Annotated in this window: 13 protein-coding genes; 12 read left to right on the forward strand and 1 reads right to left on the reverse strand. The window is 56.8% G+C overall.

Going from position 1 to position 13,581, the window contains the following annotated elements; translation table 11 throughout:
• Nucleotides 1-345 precede the first annotated feature (345 nt).
• The 12 genes from KFJ24_RS02455 (at nt 346) to KFJ24_RS02510 (ending at nt 12,800) form a co-directional block, all read left to right on the forward strand.
• Nucleotides 346-1,488, forward strand: coding sequence for a zinc-binding dehydrogenase (locus tag KFJ24_RS02455; protein ID WP_250829509.1), 1,143 nt, complete (start codon nt 346-348; stop codon nt 1,486-1,488).
• Nucleotides 1,488-2,540 carry a proline racemase family protein gene (locus tag KFJ24_RS02460; RefSeq protein ID WP_250829510.1) on the forward strand — a complete coding sequence of 351 codons (1,053 nt, stop codon included), beginning with the start codon at nt 1,488-1,490 and terminating at the stop codon, nt 2,538-2,540. The genes KFJ24_RS02455 and KFJ24_RS02460 overlap by 1 nt, the downstream gene beginning before the upstream one ends.
• A gap of 175 nt (nt 2,541-2,715) precedes the next feature.
• The gene (locus KFJ24_RS02465) at nt 2,716-4,365 is read left to right on the forward strand and encodes an AMP-binding protein (RefSeq protein WP_250829511.1); all 1,650 of its coding nucleotides are present in this window, start codon (nt 2,716-2,718) and stop codon (nt 4,363-4,365) included.
• Entirely contained in the window at nt 4,362-4,778 is a 417-nt protein-coding gene (locus KFJ24_RS02470; protein ID WP_250829512.1) for a PaaI family thioesterase, read from the forward strand. The genes KFJ24_RS02465 and KFJ24_RS02470 overlap by 4 nt, the downstream gene beginning before the upstream one ends.
• Nucleotides 4,779-4,782: 4 nt before the next feature.
• Nucleotides 4,783-5,592 (forward strand): alpha/beta fold hydrolase, encoded by an 810-nt coding sequence (locus KFJ24_RS02475; RefSeq protein ID WP_250829513.1) that lies wholly within the window; start codon nt 4,783-4,785, stop codon nt 5,590-5,592.
• 71 nt (nt 5,593-5,663) lie between these two features.
• Nucleotides 5,664-6,467 (forward strand): ABC transporter ATP-binding protein, encoded by an 804-nt coding sequence (locus tag KFJ24_RS02480; protein WP_250829514.1) that lies wholly within the window; start codon nt 5,664-5,666, stop codon nt 6,465-6,467.
• On the forward strand, nt 6,464-7,186 hold the full coding sequence (locus KFJ24_RS02485) for an ABC transporter ATP-binding protein (RefSeq protein WP_250829515.1): 723 nt from the start codon (nt 6,464-6,466) through the stop codon (nt 7,184-7,186). Before KFJ24_RS02480 ends, KFJ24_RS02485 begins: the two co-directional genes overlap by 4 nt.
• 80 nt (nt 7,187-7,266) lie before the next feature.
• Entirely contained in the window at nt 7,267-8,481 is a 1,215-nt protein-coding gene (locus KFJ24_RS02490) for an ABC transporter substrate-binding protein (RefSeq protein WP_250829516.1), read from the forward strand.
• A 108-nt stretch (nt 8,482-8,589) separates the two neighbouring features.
• Nucleotides 8,590-9,477: a branched-chain amino acid ABC transporter permease gene (locus KFJ24_RS02495; protein WP_250829517.1), complete on the forward strand. Its 888-nt coding sequence runs from the start codon at nt 8,590-8,592 to the stop codon at nt 9,475-9,477.
• A 2-nt stretch (nt 9,478-9,479) separates the two neighbouring features.
• The gene (locus KFJ24_RS02500) at nt 9,480-10,475 is read left to right on the forward strand and encodes a branched-chain amino acid ABC transporter permease (protein WP_250829518.1); all 996 of its coding nucleotides are present in this window, start codon (nt 9,480-9,482) and stop codon (nt 10,473-10,475) included.
• A 480-nt stretch (nt 10,476-10,955) separates the two neighbouring features.
• On the forward strand, nt 10,956-12,479 hold the full coding sequence (locus KFJ24_RS02505; RefSeq protein WP_250829519.1) for a hypothetical protein: 1,524 nt from the start codon (nt 10,956-10,958) through the stop codon (nt 12,477-12,479).
• An 87-nt stretch (nt 12,480-12,566) separates the two neighbouring features.
• Entirely contained in the window at nt 12,567-12,800 is a 234-nt protein-coding gene (locus KFJ24_RS02510) for a hypothetical protein (protein WP_250829520.1), read from the forward strand.
• On the opposite strand, the gene KFJ24_RS02515 is transcribed toward KFJ24_RS02510, so the two are convergent.
• Nucleotides 12,784-13,527, reverse strand: coding sequence for an SGNH/GDSL hydrolase family protein (locus tag KFJ24_RS02515; protein WP_250829521.1), 744 nt, complete (start codon nt 13,525-13,527; stop codon nt 12,784-12,786). The two genes, KFJ24_RS02510 and KFJ24_RS02515, sit on opposite strands and share 17 nt — an antisense overlap.
• Nucleotides 13,528-13,581: the final 54 nt, after the last annotated feature.

The following is a 13,581-nucleotide window of genomic DNA, read 5'->3' on the forward strand; positions in this document are numbered from 1 at the left end:
GAGAGGATGCGGCCACTGAACCGTTATCCATTGGGCGTCGCTGAAGGCTTATCCTTACGTCTCTCATTCTATCATGCGCCAGGCCTTGTTGATTCGCCAACTTCAGCTTTGAGTCATGAGCGGCCGGCCTGAACTCTACAGAAAACTCACGATTGCCAACGGAATGATACGCCTCACCATACCAGTAATTCCGCGCTGCAGAGGGGGATAAGTCCACGCAAAACAGGGCAGCCTGCCCGGTAACCCGAACCGGCGAATACCCTTAATACCCGCTGACACGCCCGGCGATCTAACCTATCCTGAGTTGATACCTCAAACCCAGCAGACAGGGAGGATCATCCGCCCATGATCCCGAATACCATGAAGGCCATGGTTCTCACCGGTCACGGTGGTATCGACAAGCTCGAATATCAGACCGTATCGACACCCGAGCCGGAACCCGGACAGGTGCTGGTACAGGTGACGGCAGCGGCCAAGAACAATACCGATCGCAAAGCTCGCGAAGGGCTCTATCCCACCAAAAAAGGGGAGATGACCTCCTTCCAGATGGGCGGTAAGCCGACGCTGATTTTTCCCCGAATCCAGGGAGCTGATATAGCCGGCCGTGTTGTGGCGGTTGGTGAGGGTGTGGATGAGAACCGCGTTGGCGAGCGCGGTTTGCTGGATTTCAACATCTACGCCAACGATCGCCGGGATATTAACCTCACACCGGATTATTATGGCCATGGCGCGGACGGGGGCTATGCAGAGTATGTGGCTTTGCCTTCGGACCAGTTCCATCACATTCCCAATCCGGAACTGTCCGACGCCGAGGTGGCGTCTATGGGCATGTGCTCCTATCAGACCGCCTACCATATGGTCACCTCGGCCAACATTCAGGCGGGCGAGCGAGTTCTGGTTACAGGCGCCAGTGGCGGTGTTGGCACCGCGTTAATTCAGTTATGTCGAATTCTGGGCGCTATTCCCTATGCCTTGAGTAAGCAGGACAAGGCTGAGGTGTTGCTTGGGCTGGGTGCGGAGGCCGTGCTTGATCGTTCTGATATGGACAGTTTTGTCGAGCGGGTAAAGGCAGAAACCGGCGGTAAACCCATTGATGCGGTGATGGACCTGGTGGGCGGAGTGATGACCGACATCTTCATCGACACCATGATCTTTGATATGAACGCCCGCAGTACCTACCCGCGGCTGAGCATTGCCGGGGCCAGTGGCGGCAATATCAGCGAGATTCTGTGGACCCGGATCTACCTGTATCAGGTGCAGATTTTCGGAGTGTCCCACGGTACCCGTGAAGAAGCCGATCAGTTGATGGCCTGGATTCGAGGCGGGCAACTGAAGCCGGTCCTGCATGGTGCCTTCCGTCTCTCGGACCTGCACCATGCGGAAGACTACTTCGTGAACCGGGCTAGCAATTATCTCGGCAAGATCGTGATTGTTCCCGACGCGCAGTGGGATGAACACGGCAAGCCTTTCGCCCTGGAGAGCGCCTGATGAAACCGGAACTGACCATTCAGTTGATGGATACCCATGCCGGCGGCGATGTCAGCCGGATTGTCACCGGTGGTATTGATCCTCTGCCTGGGGATACCGTGCGAGCCCAGATGGAATACCTGCGGGATGATGCGGATGGCTTGCGCCGGTTGTTGCTGGAAGAGCCCCATGGCATTCCCGAGATGTCCGTGGACCTGCTGGTGCCGGCAACCGATCCACGTGCGGCGGCGGGGTACATCATCATGGAGGTGATGGGGTACCCGATCTATTCCGGCTCCAACACCATCTGCACGGCCACCGCCGTTCTGGAAGCGGGCATCGTGCCCAAGCAGGAAGGCAAACAGCAGTTCATGCTGGAGTCGCCGGCCGGACTGGTACAGATAGATGCGACAGTTCGAGACGGCGTGGTTGAGGCGATTACCTGTGAGGGGCTGCCCAGCTACATTGATACCTACAGGGCGACCATCGAGGTGCCTTGTTTGGGCTCGGTGACCTACAGCGTTGCCTACAGCGGCGGTTTCTATGCGCTGGTGGATGCCACGGAACTGGGCTTCGATCTCACGCTGGATGAAGAGCGAAAGCTGGCCGAAACGGCCCATGCCATTGTCGAGGCCATCCGCGCGGAGCGGGGTTTTTCCCATTACGCCCTGGGCGATGTGGGCCCCTTGCCGTTCCTGCACTTCATGGGCCCGGTTGAGAATGTGGCCGAAGGCTATTTTCGCTCCCGTTCTACCACCTATGTGCACCCTGGCGTCATCTGCCGAAGCACCACAGGTACCGGCACCTCGGCGCGGCTGGCGTTGATGAATTACGAAGGCAGCATCAAACCCGGTGACCGGCTGGAAACCGTTTCTTTGAGGGAAACCGGCTTCGTCGGCCAGTTCAGCGCCGTTGAGCAGGAAGGAGAGTACCAGGTGGTGAAAAACCACATCACCGGTAAGAGCTATGTCATTGCCCATTCGGATATCGTCGTCAACTGTGACGATCCAATGGTTGAGTGCCAGGGTCTTCGCCACATCCTGTCCAGTCGGCATTCCGACCCCGTATCCTGAGGCCGGGTCTATGGGGTTGCCCTCCAGCACGGAGGTCCCGCCGTGCCTGTTTTTCTTCCAGATAAGGAGCCTGGATGTTCTGCGTTTTTGGTCTAAAGTTTACCTTTACGTAAAGTGTACCCTGTGATAAACCTTTATCCCGTGGATTCAACGACAACAACAACAGGAGTTGAAAATGAGCCTCCCGGAATACACCGCCGTGTACAACAATTTTGATCCTGCCGCTCTGGAAGCGGAGGTCCTTGATGGTCGCCTGGATAGCGGTCTGAACGTATGCCACGAGATCTGCGACAAGTGGGCGACTGATCCCCGGAAAGTTGCGCTCTATTACGAAAAAGAGGATGGAGGCGATGGTGCCCTTACCTTTGCCGAGCTGAAAGAAGCTTCTGCCCGGTTTGCCAACTATCTGAAATCCAAGGGGATTGGCAAGGGTGACCGGGTGGCCGCACTCCTGCCGCGCACGCCGGAGCTGCTGATTGTTATTGCGGGCACATTGCGTGCCGGAGCCGTGTATCAGCCCCTGTTTACCGCCTTCGGTTCCGGAGCCATTGAATACCGCTTCGAACGGGCCAGCACCAAGCTGGTCGTGACTAACCCGGAAAACTACCCCAAGCTGAACGACGTAAAGGTATGTCCGCCGGTACTCGCCGTGGATGCCAGCGCCATTGATGCCGATGTTCCCGATTTTGAGGAAACCCTGGCGGCGCAGTCCAGTGAGTTTGAGCCGGTCATGGTTAAGGGCGACGACCCGTTTCTGCAGATGTTTACCTCCGGCACCGTTGGTAAGTCCAAGGGTGTTGCTGTCCCGGCCAAAGCGTTGCTGGCGTTCTATGTTTACATGAAGTACGCCATCGACCTGCGCGAAGACGACACATTCTGGAACGTGGCCGACCCCGGCTGGGCCTATGGTCTTTATTACGCGGTGGTTGGACCGCTGCTGATGGGACATGCGACCCATTTCAACCCGGGCGGCTTCACGCCGGAATCCACCTACGACATGATCCGCAAGTACAAGATCACCAACCTGGCGGCAGCGCCGACAGCTTACCGGCTGCTCAAGGCCAATGATCACGTGCTGCCCGAAGGTGAGAACCTTGGTTTGCGGGTGGCCAGCAGCGCCGGCGAGCCGCTGAACCCGGAAGTGGTGAACTGGATCAATAAACGCCATTTCTGCCCGGTCAAAGACCACTATGGCCAGACTGAAACCGGCATGACCTGCTGCAACTTCCATGGACTTGAACATCCCGTCCGCGAGGGTTCCATGGGGTATGCATCGCCGGGCCACAAAGTGGTTGCTCTTAACGAGAAGAACGAGGAAGTGGGTGCCGGTGAAGTTGGCCAGCTCGCTGTGGACGTCAAAGCGTCGCCTCTGTTCCACTTTGACGGCTACACCTGGGGTGAAAAGGATCCGTTCGTAAAAGGGTACTACCTCACCGGCGATATGGTGACCTGTCACGGTGATGGCTGCTTCTCCTTCAGTGGTCGTGACGACGACATCATTACCACCGCCGGCTATCGTGTAGGACCGGCCGACGTGGAGAGCACTCTGCTGGAGCATGCCGCCGTGGCGGAGTCCGGCGTGGTCGGCAAGCCTGATGAGAAGCGTGGCTCCATCATCAAGGCCTATGTCGTGATCAAGAGCGATCAGGAGCCGGCGGATGATCAGGCCCTGAAAGACGAGCTTCAGGAACTGGTGCGCCGTCGTCTGTCGACCCACGCCTTCCCCCGGGAAATCGAGTTTGTCGATGAGCTGCCGAAGACGCCAAGCGGTAAGATTCAGCGTTTCGTCCTTCGCAATAAGGCCCAGGAAGAAAACGACGCATGATCATAACGTTTGAGGAGCTCCAGGTTTTCCTCGACGAGCAGTTTCCGCAGGGCGCCGCTTTCGGCACCCTGCAGAAGCTCGGGGATGGCTGGGCCGAAATGAAGCTGGAAGTGGACGAGGAGCATCTCAGGCCCGGCGGCACGGTCTCGGGGCCCGCCATGATGGGGTTGGCAGACGTTACGCTTTACGCTGCGCTGCTGAGCCAGATCGGGCTGGTGCCTCTGGCGGTGACCACCAACCTCAACATCAATTTTCTGCGCAAGCCAGTTGCCCATAAACCGATATGGGCCAGGGCTACGATGTTGAAGGTTGGCCGCACCATGGGTGTAGGGGAGGTCTTCGTCTACTCCGAAGGGGCAGAAGAACCCGTTGCTCACTCCACGATGACATACTCTATCCCTCCGAAAAGGTAAGGCCATGCATATCCGGGACATGATGGTGCCTCTGGGGGACGGCGTTGCTGTCGAAGTCCGCCGTATTCGGCATCACCAACCGCAAGGGCCCACCCTGGTTTTTCTCCATGAATCCCTCGGCAGCATTGCGCTATGGCGAAAGTTTCCCGAGAAGCTGGCCAGGGCTTCCGGTCTTGATGCCCTGATATACAACCGCCAGGGCTACGGACGTTCGACGGATGAAGTGCTTCCGCGTCCATATGACTTCCAGGAGCAGGCCGGCGAAGTCGTTCTGCCGCAATTGCTTGATGCGCTGGGCATTGGAGAGGCTGTGCTCGTAGGACACAGTGACGGTGGCTCCATCGCGTTGATCGGCGCTGGCGCCATGGGTGGCAGGGTAAAGGCCCTGATTACCATGGCAGCTCATATCTATGCGGATCACCTGACCATAGCCGGTATTCAGGAAATGGCTGTGCGTTATCGGGAAACCGATATCCGCGAAAAACTGCTGCGGTATCATGGTGCGCGCACTGATCAATTGTTCAATGCCTGGCAAGCAGTTTGGCTGGATGAAGGCTTTCAGGCTTCAATGGATTTCTCTCGTTGGCTGGCAGCAATTGAATGTCCGTCTATGATCATTCAAGGGGAGGATGACGAGTATGGTGTGCCTGAGCAGGTTACTGACATCGTTGCAGGTATTGGTAGCGCTGCTCGGGGCGTGTTTTTGCAGGAGGCAGGGCATTCCCCGCATCTGGAAAAGACCGACGAAATCCTCGAACTGATATGCGACTTTTTGACTAGGTGTGAGGTCAAAAAAAGCCCAATTAACTGTTGACGTTTACGTATACGTCAATCTAATCTGTGAACTAGTTTCAATGTACAACAATAACAAAGGTAAAATGGCTCATGAGTGAACAGTACGTTCTGGAGACCCGTAACCTTGTCAAAGAGTTCAAAGGCTTTGTTGCGGTCGACGACGTGAATCTGAAGATTCAGAAAGGCCACATTCATGCCTTGATTGGGCCCAATGGTGCAGGCAAGACAACCGTTTTTAACCTGCTTACCAAGTTCCTCACTCCGACCCGCGGCCAGATCCTTTTCAACGGCGGTGACATCACTTCCATGAAATCTGCCGCCATTGCCCGAAAGGGTGTAGTGCGTTCCTTTCAGATTTCTGCAGTGTTCCCGCACATGACCGCGCTGGAAAATATCCGGGTGGCACTGCAAAGCTTTGAAGGCACCTCGTTCAGCTTCTGGAAGTCCGGAACTTCCCTGAACAGGCTGAATGAACGCTGCATGGAACTGCTTGATTCTGTTGGCCTTGCCGAATACGCCAACACTACAACCGTTGAGCTGGCCTATGGCCGCAAGCGGGCTTTGGAGCTGGCTACAACCCTGGCCATGGAGCCGGAACTTCTGTTGCTGGATGAGCCGACCCAGGGTATGGGGGCCGAAGATGTTGACCGTGTCGTGGAGCTGGTTCGCAAGGCGGCGAAAGGCCGGACAGTACTGATGGTTGAGCACAACCTGAGCGTTGTGAGTAAGTTGTGTGACCGTATCACGGTACTGGCGCAGGGCGCCGTTCTCACAGAAGGTGATTACGACACCGTATCTGCTGATCCACGTGTCCGTGAGGTATACATGGGCAGCGCCTCCAGCGGCGAGCGCGGATCACCCTCCGAAGAAAATGAAGCGGAGGCCGCCCAATGAACACTCGCCAGGACAAACAATACGAACAGCTGCGCGTTTCCGGCCTGCATGCCTTTTACGGCGAGTCCCATATCCTTCATGGCATCGATCTGGTGGTTCACCGGGGAGAGTTGGTGACTCTGCTGGGCCGCAATGGTGCCGGACGCAGTACCACACTGAAATCGATCATGAACATGGTGGGGCGCCGTACCGGCTCGATCATGATCAACGGCGAAGAAACCATGGCCTGTGCGCCGCACCATATTGCCAGGTTGGGTGTCGGGTATTGCCCCGAACATCGGGGCATTTTTTCCTCACTCAGCGTCCAGGAGAACCTCACACTTCCACCAGTAGTTCGCAGTGGCGGTATGAGTCTGGAAGAAATCTACACTATGTTCCCGAATCTCTACGAACGGAGATTCAGCCAGGGCACCAAGCTTTCGGGCGGCGAACAGCAAATGCTGGCCCTGGCCCGTATCCTTCGTACCGGCGCCAACATGCTTTTGTTGGATGAGATCACCGAGGGCCTTGCTCCGGTGATCGTTGAGATGTTGGGAGAAGTGCTGGTCAAACTCAAGGACAAGGGGCTGACCATTGTCCTTGTGGAGCAGAATTTCCACTTCGCTGCGCCTCTGGCCGACCGACATTACGTCGTCGAACACGGGCAGATTGTGGAAGAAGTCGGTGCCGATGAGCTAAACGCCAAACAGTCGGTGCTGGACAGCTATTTGGGCGTCTGATCCCGGATAGGTAAGAACGAAAGCAAAAAAATAGCAACAATAAACCCGAACCAACGCAAAACAGTAGCGGAGATACAATAATGACAATGATGAAAAAGCTTCTGACTTCAGCCGTTGCCTCAGCCATGCTGGTGGGCAGTGCCCAGGCAGAAATTTCAAATGATACGGTCAAGATTGGTTACCTGGCGGATATGTCCGGGACCTATCGGGACCTGGCAGGGCCGAATGGTCAAAAGGCACTCGAAATGGCCATTGCCGATTTTGGTGGCACAGTAAACGGCGCCAAGATCGAAATTGTCAGCGCCGATGACCGCAACAGCGCAGACGTTGCTTCCAGCACTGTTCGCCGTTGGGTCGAAAATGAAAACGTGGATCTGGTTGCCGGGCTTGTAGCTTCCTCTGTCTCGATCGCTGTCAGCGACATCCTCGAAGAGAACGACAGGCTGGGGATCATCTCCGGTTCCGCTGCTTCGAGCATCACCAACGAGCACTGCACCCCGAACCACATCCACTACGTGTATGACACCTATCCGCTGGCCAACGGCACCGCGAGTGCTGTGGTCAAAGAGGGTGGCAAAACCTGGTATATCCTCACGGCAGACTATGCGTTTGGTCACGCCCTGGAAGGTGACGTAACTCGTGTGGTAGAAGCCAACGGCGGCGAAATTATTGGTAAGTTGCGCCATCCGTTCCCGACGCCTGATTTCTCCTCCTTTATCCTCCAGGCCCAGGCCTCCGGTGCCGACGTGGTGGCTCTGGCGAACGCTGGTGCAGACACCACCAACGCCATCAACACGGCCAGTGAGTTTGGTGTGACCCAGTCCGGCCAGACCCTTGCCGCGTTGCTGTTGTTCCTGACTGATGTTCACGCACTCGGTGTTGAAGCGGCCCAGGGTATCCAGCTGACTACTGGCTGGTACTGGGATATGAACGATGAGACCCGTGCCTGGTCGGATCGTTTCCTGGAAGAGACCGGTGCACGTCCAACCATGGTTCATGCAGGCATCTACTCCAGCGCCATGCAGTATCTGAAAGCGGTTGATGCAACCGGTTCAGACGATGCCCAGACCGTGCGCAAGCAAATGATGGATACGCCCATCAACGACATGTTTGCCAAGAATGGCCGGATCCGTGTGGATGGCCGTATGGTGCACGATATGTTCCTGGCGGAAGTGAAGACTCCGGACGAGTCCAAGGGTGAGTGGGATCTGTACAAGATTCTTCGTACTATCCCGGCAGACGAAGCCTACCGTCCGCTCTCCGAGAGCAAGTGCCCGCTGGTAACCAGCAAGTAAGAGCGTAACCCTCGGGGCTCTCCCGCCCGCCTGCCGGGTGGGCGAGCCCCAGGAAACCGCAACGATGATTCCAGGTATCACGTTTGCGCTGCTTTTGGAGTAAGCAACATGTCCATGATTTTTGGTGTCCCCCTGGCTGTGCTGTCTGGTCAGCTTTTGATCGGGGTCATTAACGGCGCCTTCTACGCGCTGTTGAGTCTCGGGTTGGCCGTCATTTTCGGTTTGCTCAAGATTATTAACTTTGCCCACGGGGCAATGTACATGCTCGGTGCCATGGCCACCGTCATCCTGTTCGATGCCCTGGGCGTCAACTACTGGGTCGCTCTCTTCCTGGCACCGCTTCTTGTCGGTGGTTTCGGTGTGCTCATTGAGTACTTCCTGCTCCGGCGAATCGCGGGTCAGGACCATATCTACAGCCTCCTGCTGACGTTCGGTGCAGCCCTGCTGATTGGGGGTGTGCTGACAAACATCTACGGGGTATCCGGGCTCCGTTATTCCATGCCCGATCTGTTCAAGGGCGGGATCAACCTCGGGTTCATGTTCCTGCCGTATTACCGCGCCTGGGTTATCGTGATCGCACTGGTGGTGTGTTTAGGTACCTGGTTCATGATCGAGAAAACAAAGCTTGGCGCGTACCTGCGTGCTGGAACAGAAGATTCGCAGCTCATGCAGGGCTTCGGCATTAACGTGCCCTTGCTGATCAGCCTTACTTATGGCTTTGGGGTCATGCTCGCCGCTTTTGCTGGCGTTTTGGCGGCGCCCATCTATTCGGTCACGCCGGTGATGGGCTCTCATATTCTGATAACGGTGTTTGCAGTAGTGGTTATCGGTGGCATGGGCTCCATCGGTGGCGCGATCATTACCGGTATCATGATGGGCGTGATTGAAGGGCTTACCAAAACCTTCTACCCGCCTGCGTCATCCGCAGTGATCTTCCTGGTCATGGTGGTGGTTCTGATGTTCCGGCCTGCGGGTCTGTTTGGTAAGGAGGCGTAACCATGAACCAGCCCTTTGATCAGGCCAGTATCCATAAAGCCATCCTGGAGCAGCAGAAGGCCGAAGACCGAAAGAAACTGATACTTAACGGTGCCCTGGTCCTGCTCCTTCTGGCAGCGCCGTTTGCCATGTATCCGGTCTTCCTGATGAAGATCCTGTGTTTCGCGCTTTTCGCGGTTGCGTTCAACCTTCTGTTCGGTTTTACCGGCCTGCTGTCCTTCGGCCACGCCGCCTTCCTGGCGACGGGCGGATATACGACCGGTTATCTGCTCAGCAATTACTCCGGCCTGAGCACGGAAGTGGGAATTCTCGCGGGAACGGCAATGGCCACCGTGTTGGGGCTTGCCTTCGCGCTGTTGTCGATTCGTCGTCAGGGCATCTACTTCGCCATGGTGACCCTGGCACTGGCGCAGCTCGTGTTCTTCTTCTTTGTGCAGTCATCATTTACCGGCGGTGAAGACGGTATGCATGGCATTCCCAGGGGCGAACTATTCGGAGTGATCAATCTGGAAGACAACCTGAACATGTACTATTTCGTACTGGCTGTATTTCTCGCCTGTTACCTGCTGGTGCAGCGGATCGTCAGCAGCCCCTACGGTCAGGTACTCAGGTCCATCAAGCAGAACGAGCCCCGGGCGGTGTCGCTGGGTTACAACGTCAATCGCTACAAGATTCTGGCCTTCGTGATTTCTGCGGCTCTCGCGGGCCTGGCCGGCTCCATGAAGTCGGTGGTGTTCCAGCTGGCTTCCCTGAATGATGCGCACTGGCACATGTCCGGTGAAGTCATCCTGATGACTCTGGTAGGTGGCATGGGTACCTTGCTCGGTCCCGTTGTCGGCGCCACCTTCGTTGTCAACATTGAGTACCAGCTGTCCCAGGGCCCGCTGCGTGACTGGGTGGACCCGATCCTGGGTGGCATCTTCGTGCTCACGGTATTGGCGTTCCGGAGTGGTATCGTGGGGGAACTTCAGAAGTTTATGAAGAAAAACATGGGGTGACATCCCGGGTGCAAAACCCAGGAATGGAAAAGGGGCCTCGCGTAGCACGCGAGGCCCCTTTTTTCTGCTCTGAACCAGGCAGGCATGCTGATGCTGGCCGAACGCTTTCCGACGAGCCGTTTCCGCCGCTGTTCTCTTTTCACTTTCCATTAACCATTGTATGACCGTCTCCCTGGCAGAGGGCGGGGAGGTCCTCTTCACCGGACATGCACTGTTTAAAATTGTAATTACCCGGCACTGGCCCGACGTTGTCCGGATCACGGGACGATAGGGGAGTTTGCCATAAAAGAAATATAAAACAGTGTGTTAAAAGCTTATTGATGCTCTTCTGCGGTGTAATGTTCCTTTGCGGCGTGTATCCCTTCGTAAGCGCCAATTTCCTGACGATTTCCACGCGGGAAATCCGGAACTGCTCCGCATATAGCCGAAAATTGCCACGGTATGATTCGCCCGAATTCGTCAATAATTTGGTGTGAGACAATGTCATATTGCGGCAAGAAACTTTCGAAGCAAGGACTGCTGACTTTACCTGCGCTGGTTCTGCTCTCGGGCTGCGGTCTGGACATTACCAGTGAAGATAGCACTACATCGGCGCAAAGCCAGGGCTCAACCGAACCGACCATCGAGATTGCAGGCGCTGCCATGAAGGGTGTGATCCGGCAAGGGCTGGTCACTGCCAACCGCCTGATTGCGGACAAGGATGGCTACTATGCCCCGCAACGGCTGGCTTCCAAACCGGTACGTACTGTTGACGACGGCAGTTACGAGTTGAAGCTGCGTGGCAAAGCGGAAGGCTGGGCGCTTGTGGAACTTGAGGCAGACGATAGCACCCGCATGCTCTGCGACGTGGTGCCCCAATGCGAGCAGGTAGGCACCGAGCCCGTTGCTTTTGGCCAGCCCATGGCCCTGGATGGCAATTTCATCCTGCGGGGAGCCGGTGACCTGGGTCTGGAAACCGTAAACCTGACCCCACTGACACACCTGGCTGTAACCCTGGCGGAACGCAGTGCCAGCGGGCTTTCCCCCGAAGCTCTTTCCAGTGCCTACACAACGGTAGAAGGCTGGTTCGGCCTTGCCGATGGTGCGCTTCGTCTTGCCCCGCCGGATCTGACCGGGCTTGATGAGATAGGCAGTGTTACCGCCGACGCTCTGCAGGTGGCCATTGCCAACGCTGCTTTCCTGGCCCTGGTGAACGACAATGCCCAGTGGAACTCCATTTCCGATGTGCTGAACAACATGACCAGTCAGGCCAGTGAGACCGGTCAAATCAGCCTGATGGGTGACGGAACGAACGTAGCGCTGGCCGATCTCGTTACAGCTGCCGCCGTGCAGGCCTCGGATCTTCAGGCGACAGTGGATTCGAGTGTCATCAGCCAGAAACTGGTGGTGGTTGAGTACCGCAACGTGCAGCGATTCAAAACCATTGCGGACGTATACGGAGGCAGCGATACCAGCGTTGCAGAAACCGACACCACGACAACCGACACCACGACAACCGACACGACATCCGACACGACGACAGCTGACACCACAACAACCGATACCACGACAACCGACACCACAACGGCTGACACCACAACAACCGACACCACGACAGCTGACACCACGACAGCTGGCACCACAACAACCGATACCACGACAGCTGGCACCACAACAACCGATACCACGACAACAGACACCACAACGGCTTACACGACAACAACCGATACCACCGAGCCCACGACCACGGAAACCATTCCGGCCAACGCTGCCCTGCTGAGCTGGACTGCACCGCTGACCCGCGAGAATGGTGACAGCCTCGCCATGGGGGAAATCGCCGGCTTCGAAGTGGTCTACGGCAGTGGCGCTGAGAATCTGGACCAGAGCCTTGCCATCGGCGATGCCTCAGTAGAAGAATTGCTGGTGGATGAACTCACCGAAGGTACCTGGTTCTTTGCCATCCGCACCCTCGACATCGATGGCAATCGCAGCACACTGTCTGAGGTTGTTTCAAAGCAGATTTGACCCGGTATGAAAGGCAGCGGCGTACTGTGGGGCCGCCGCTGCCATACTGCTACTATGTATCAGTCTGATCTCTACGCAGAGTGCACAATGACTGAGTCAATCCCGTTGAAAACCCTCCTTGAAGTTATCCCGGATGCCCGCGACGGCCTCACCCGTACCGAGCGCATCGTCCTGTATGTACTGCATGAAACCCAGCGGGAACTGAACGGCCGTAATGTGCCCACGGCCATGTTGTACGGGCGGGTGCTGGAGTACGTGGATATGAGCGAGGCGGACCTTCACCTGTATCTGGACCGACTGGGTGTTAAGGGCAGCGGTTGATGTCCGGAGCTGTCAGTATCGGCAGGAGAGCCTCCGCCAGAGCCTGTGCCATGGCACGATAACCTGCTGGCCCGGGGTGATAGCCGTCGCTGGCCAACATGGACGTATCGGAAATTGGCGGGTAACGCAGGTGGCTGAACTCCCGGGGTGATGTTCCGGCAAGGTTCTGATACACACTGTTCAATTGCCTCGCTCGCCATCCCATTATCTGCCTCAGGGGCGAGGGCAGTGCCGTAAACTGATGCATGGGTGGCACGCTCAGTAACTGGAGCGGGCCATGATGCAGCGCACGCAGGTCCTCTCTGATATTCAGCAATTCCTGCCGGAACTGGTTGCGGGGCGTCAGTCCGGTAGTGTCGTTCACGCCCATGCTAAGCAACACCATATCCGCCCGGGGCAGGGTTTTGCCTTTCAGTGCATCGCGCAGTTCGGTGAGCTTGGCGCCATTGATGCCATGGGTGTTCCACGCGATGGTCTTCTTGCTTTGCTCGTGGAGAGCGCGTGCCAGCTGGCCCGCCAACCCCTGGTCGTGGGTTTGCACGCCCACTCCGGCGGCGGTGGATTCCCCGACCACCAGCACCCTAAATATCGGCGCTCCACTGCCCCATTGGCCGAAAGGCTCCCCACTGGCTTCTGGCAACCTTGGTGCTTCCTGTCGAGTCTGTCTGCCCTGATAAAACAGCAGGGGAGACAAGGCGGCTGTCGTCAACCAGAAAGGCAGGTGCATTGCAGTAACCTCACAAACATTTTCCTTGTTAATGGCGGGCCCGTGAGGCCGCTG

The organism is Marinobacter sediminum, from assembly GCF_023657445.1.
Taxonomy (GTDB): Bacteria; Pseudomonadota; Gammaproteobacteria; order Pseudomonadales; family Oleiphilaceae; genus Marinobacter; species Marinobacter sediminum_A.

What these genes read in the sequence shown, in the direction of transcription:
- KFJ24_RS02455 (WP_250829509.1), top strand. Translation starts at nt 346, where the DNA reads ATGATCCCGAATACCATGAAGGCCATGGTTCTCACCGGTCACGGTGGT.
- KFJ24_RS02460 (WP_250829510.1), top strand. Translation starts at nt 1,488, where the DNA reads ATGAAACCGGAACTGACCATTCAGTTGATGGATACCCATGCCGGCGGC.
- KFJ24_RS02465 (WP_250829511.1), top strand. Translation starts at nt 2,716, where the DNA reads ATGAGCCTCCCGGAATACACCGCCGTGTACAACAATTTTGATCCTGCC.
- KFJ24_RS02470 (WP_250829512.1), top strand. Translation starts at nt 4,362, where the DNA reads ATGATCATAACGTTTGAGGAGCTCCAGGTTTTCCTCGACGAGCAGTTT.
- KFJ24_RS02475 (WP_250829513.1), top strand. Translation starts at nt 4,783, where the DNA reads ATGCATATCCGGGACATGATGGTGCCTCTGGGGGACGGCGTTGCTGTC.
- KFJ24_RS02480 (WP_250829514.1), top strand. Translation starts at nt 5,664, where the DNA reads ATGAGTGAACAGTACGTTCTGGAGACCCGTAACCTTGTCAAAGAGTTC.
- KFJ24_RS02485 (WP_250829515.1), top strand. Translation starts at nt 6,464, where the DNA reads ATGAACACTCGCCAGGACAAACAATACGAACAGCTGCGCGTTTCCGGC.
- KFJ24_RS02490 (WP_250829516.1), top strand. Translation starts at nt 7,267, where the DNA reads ATGACAATGATGAAAAAGCTTCTGACTTCAGCCGTTGCCTCAGCCATG.
- KFJ24_RS02495 (WP_250829517.1), top strand. Translation starts at nt 8,590, where the DNA reads ATGTCCATGATTTTTGGTGTCCCCCTGGCTGTGCTGTCTGGTCAGCTT.
- KFJ24_RS02500 (WP_250829518.1), top strand. Translation starts at nt 9,480, where the DNA reads ATGAACCAGCCCTTTGATCAGGCCAGTATCCATAAAGCCATCCTGGAG.
- KFJ24_RS02505 (WP_250829519.1), top strand. Translation starts at nt 10,956, where the DNA reads ATGTCATATTGCGGCAAGAAACTTTCGAAGCAAGGACTGCTGACTTTA.
- KFJ24_RS02510 (WP_250829520.1), top strand. Translation starts at nt 12,567, where the DNA reads ATGACTGAGTCAATCCCGTTGAAAACCCTCCTTGAAGTTATCCCGGAT.
- KFJ24_RS02515 (WP_250829521.1), bottom strand. Translation starts at nt 13,527, where the DNA reads ATGCACCTGCCTTTCTGGTTGACGACAGCCGCCTTGTCTCCCCTGCTG.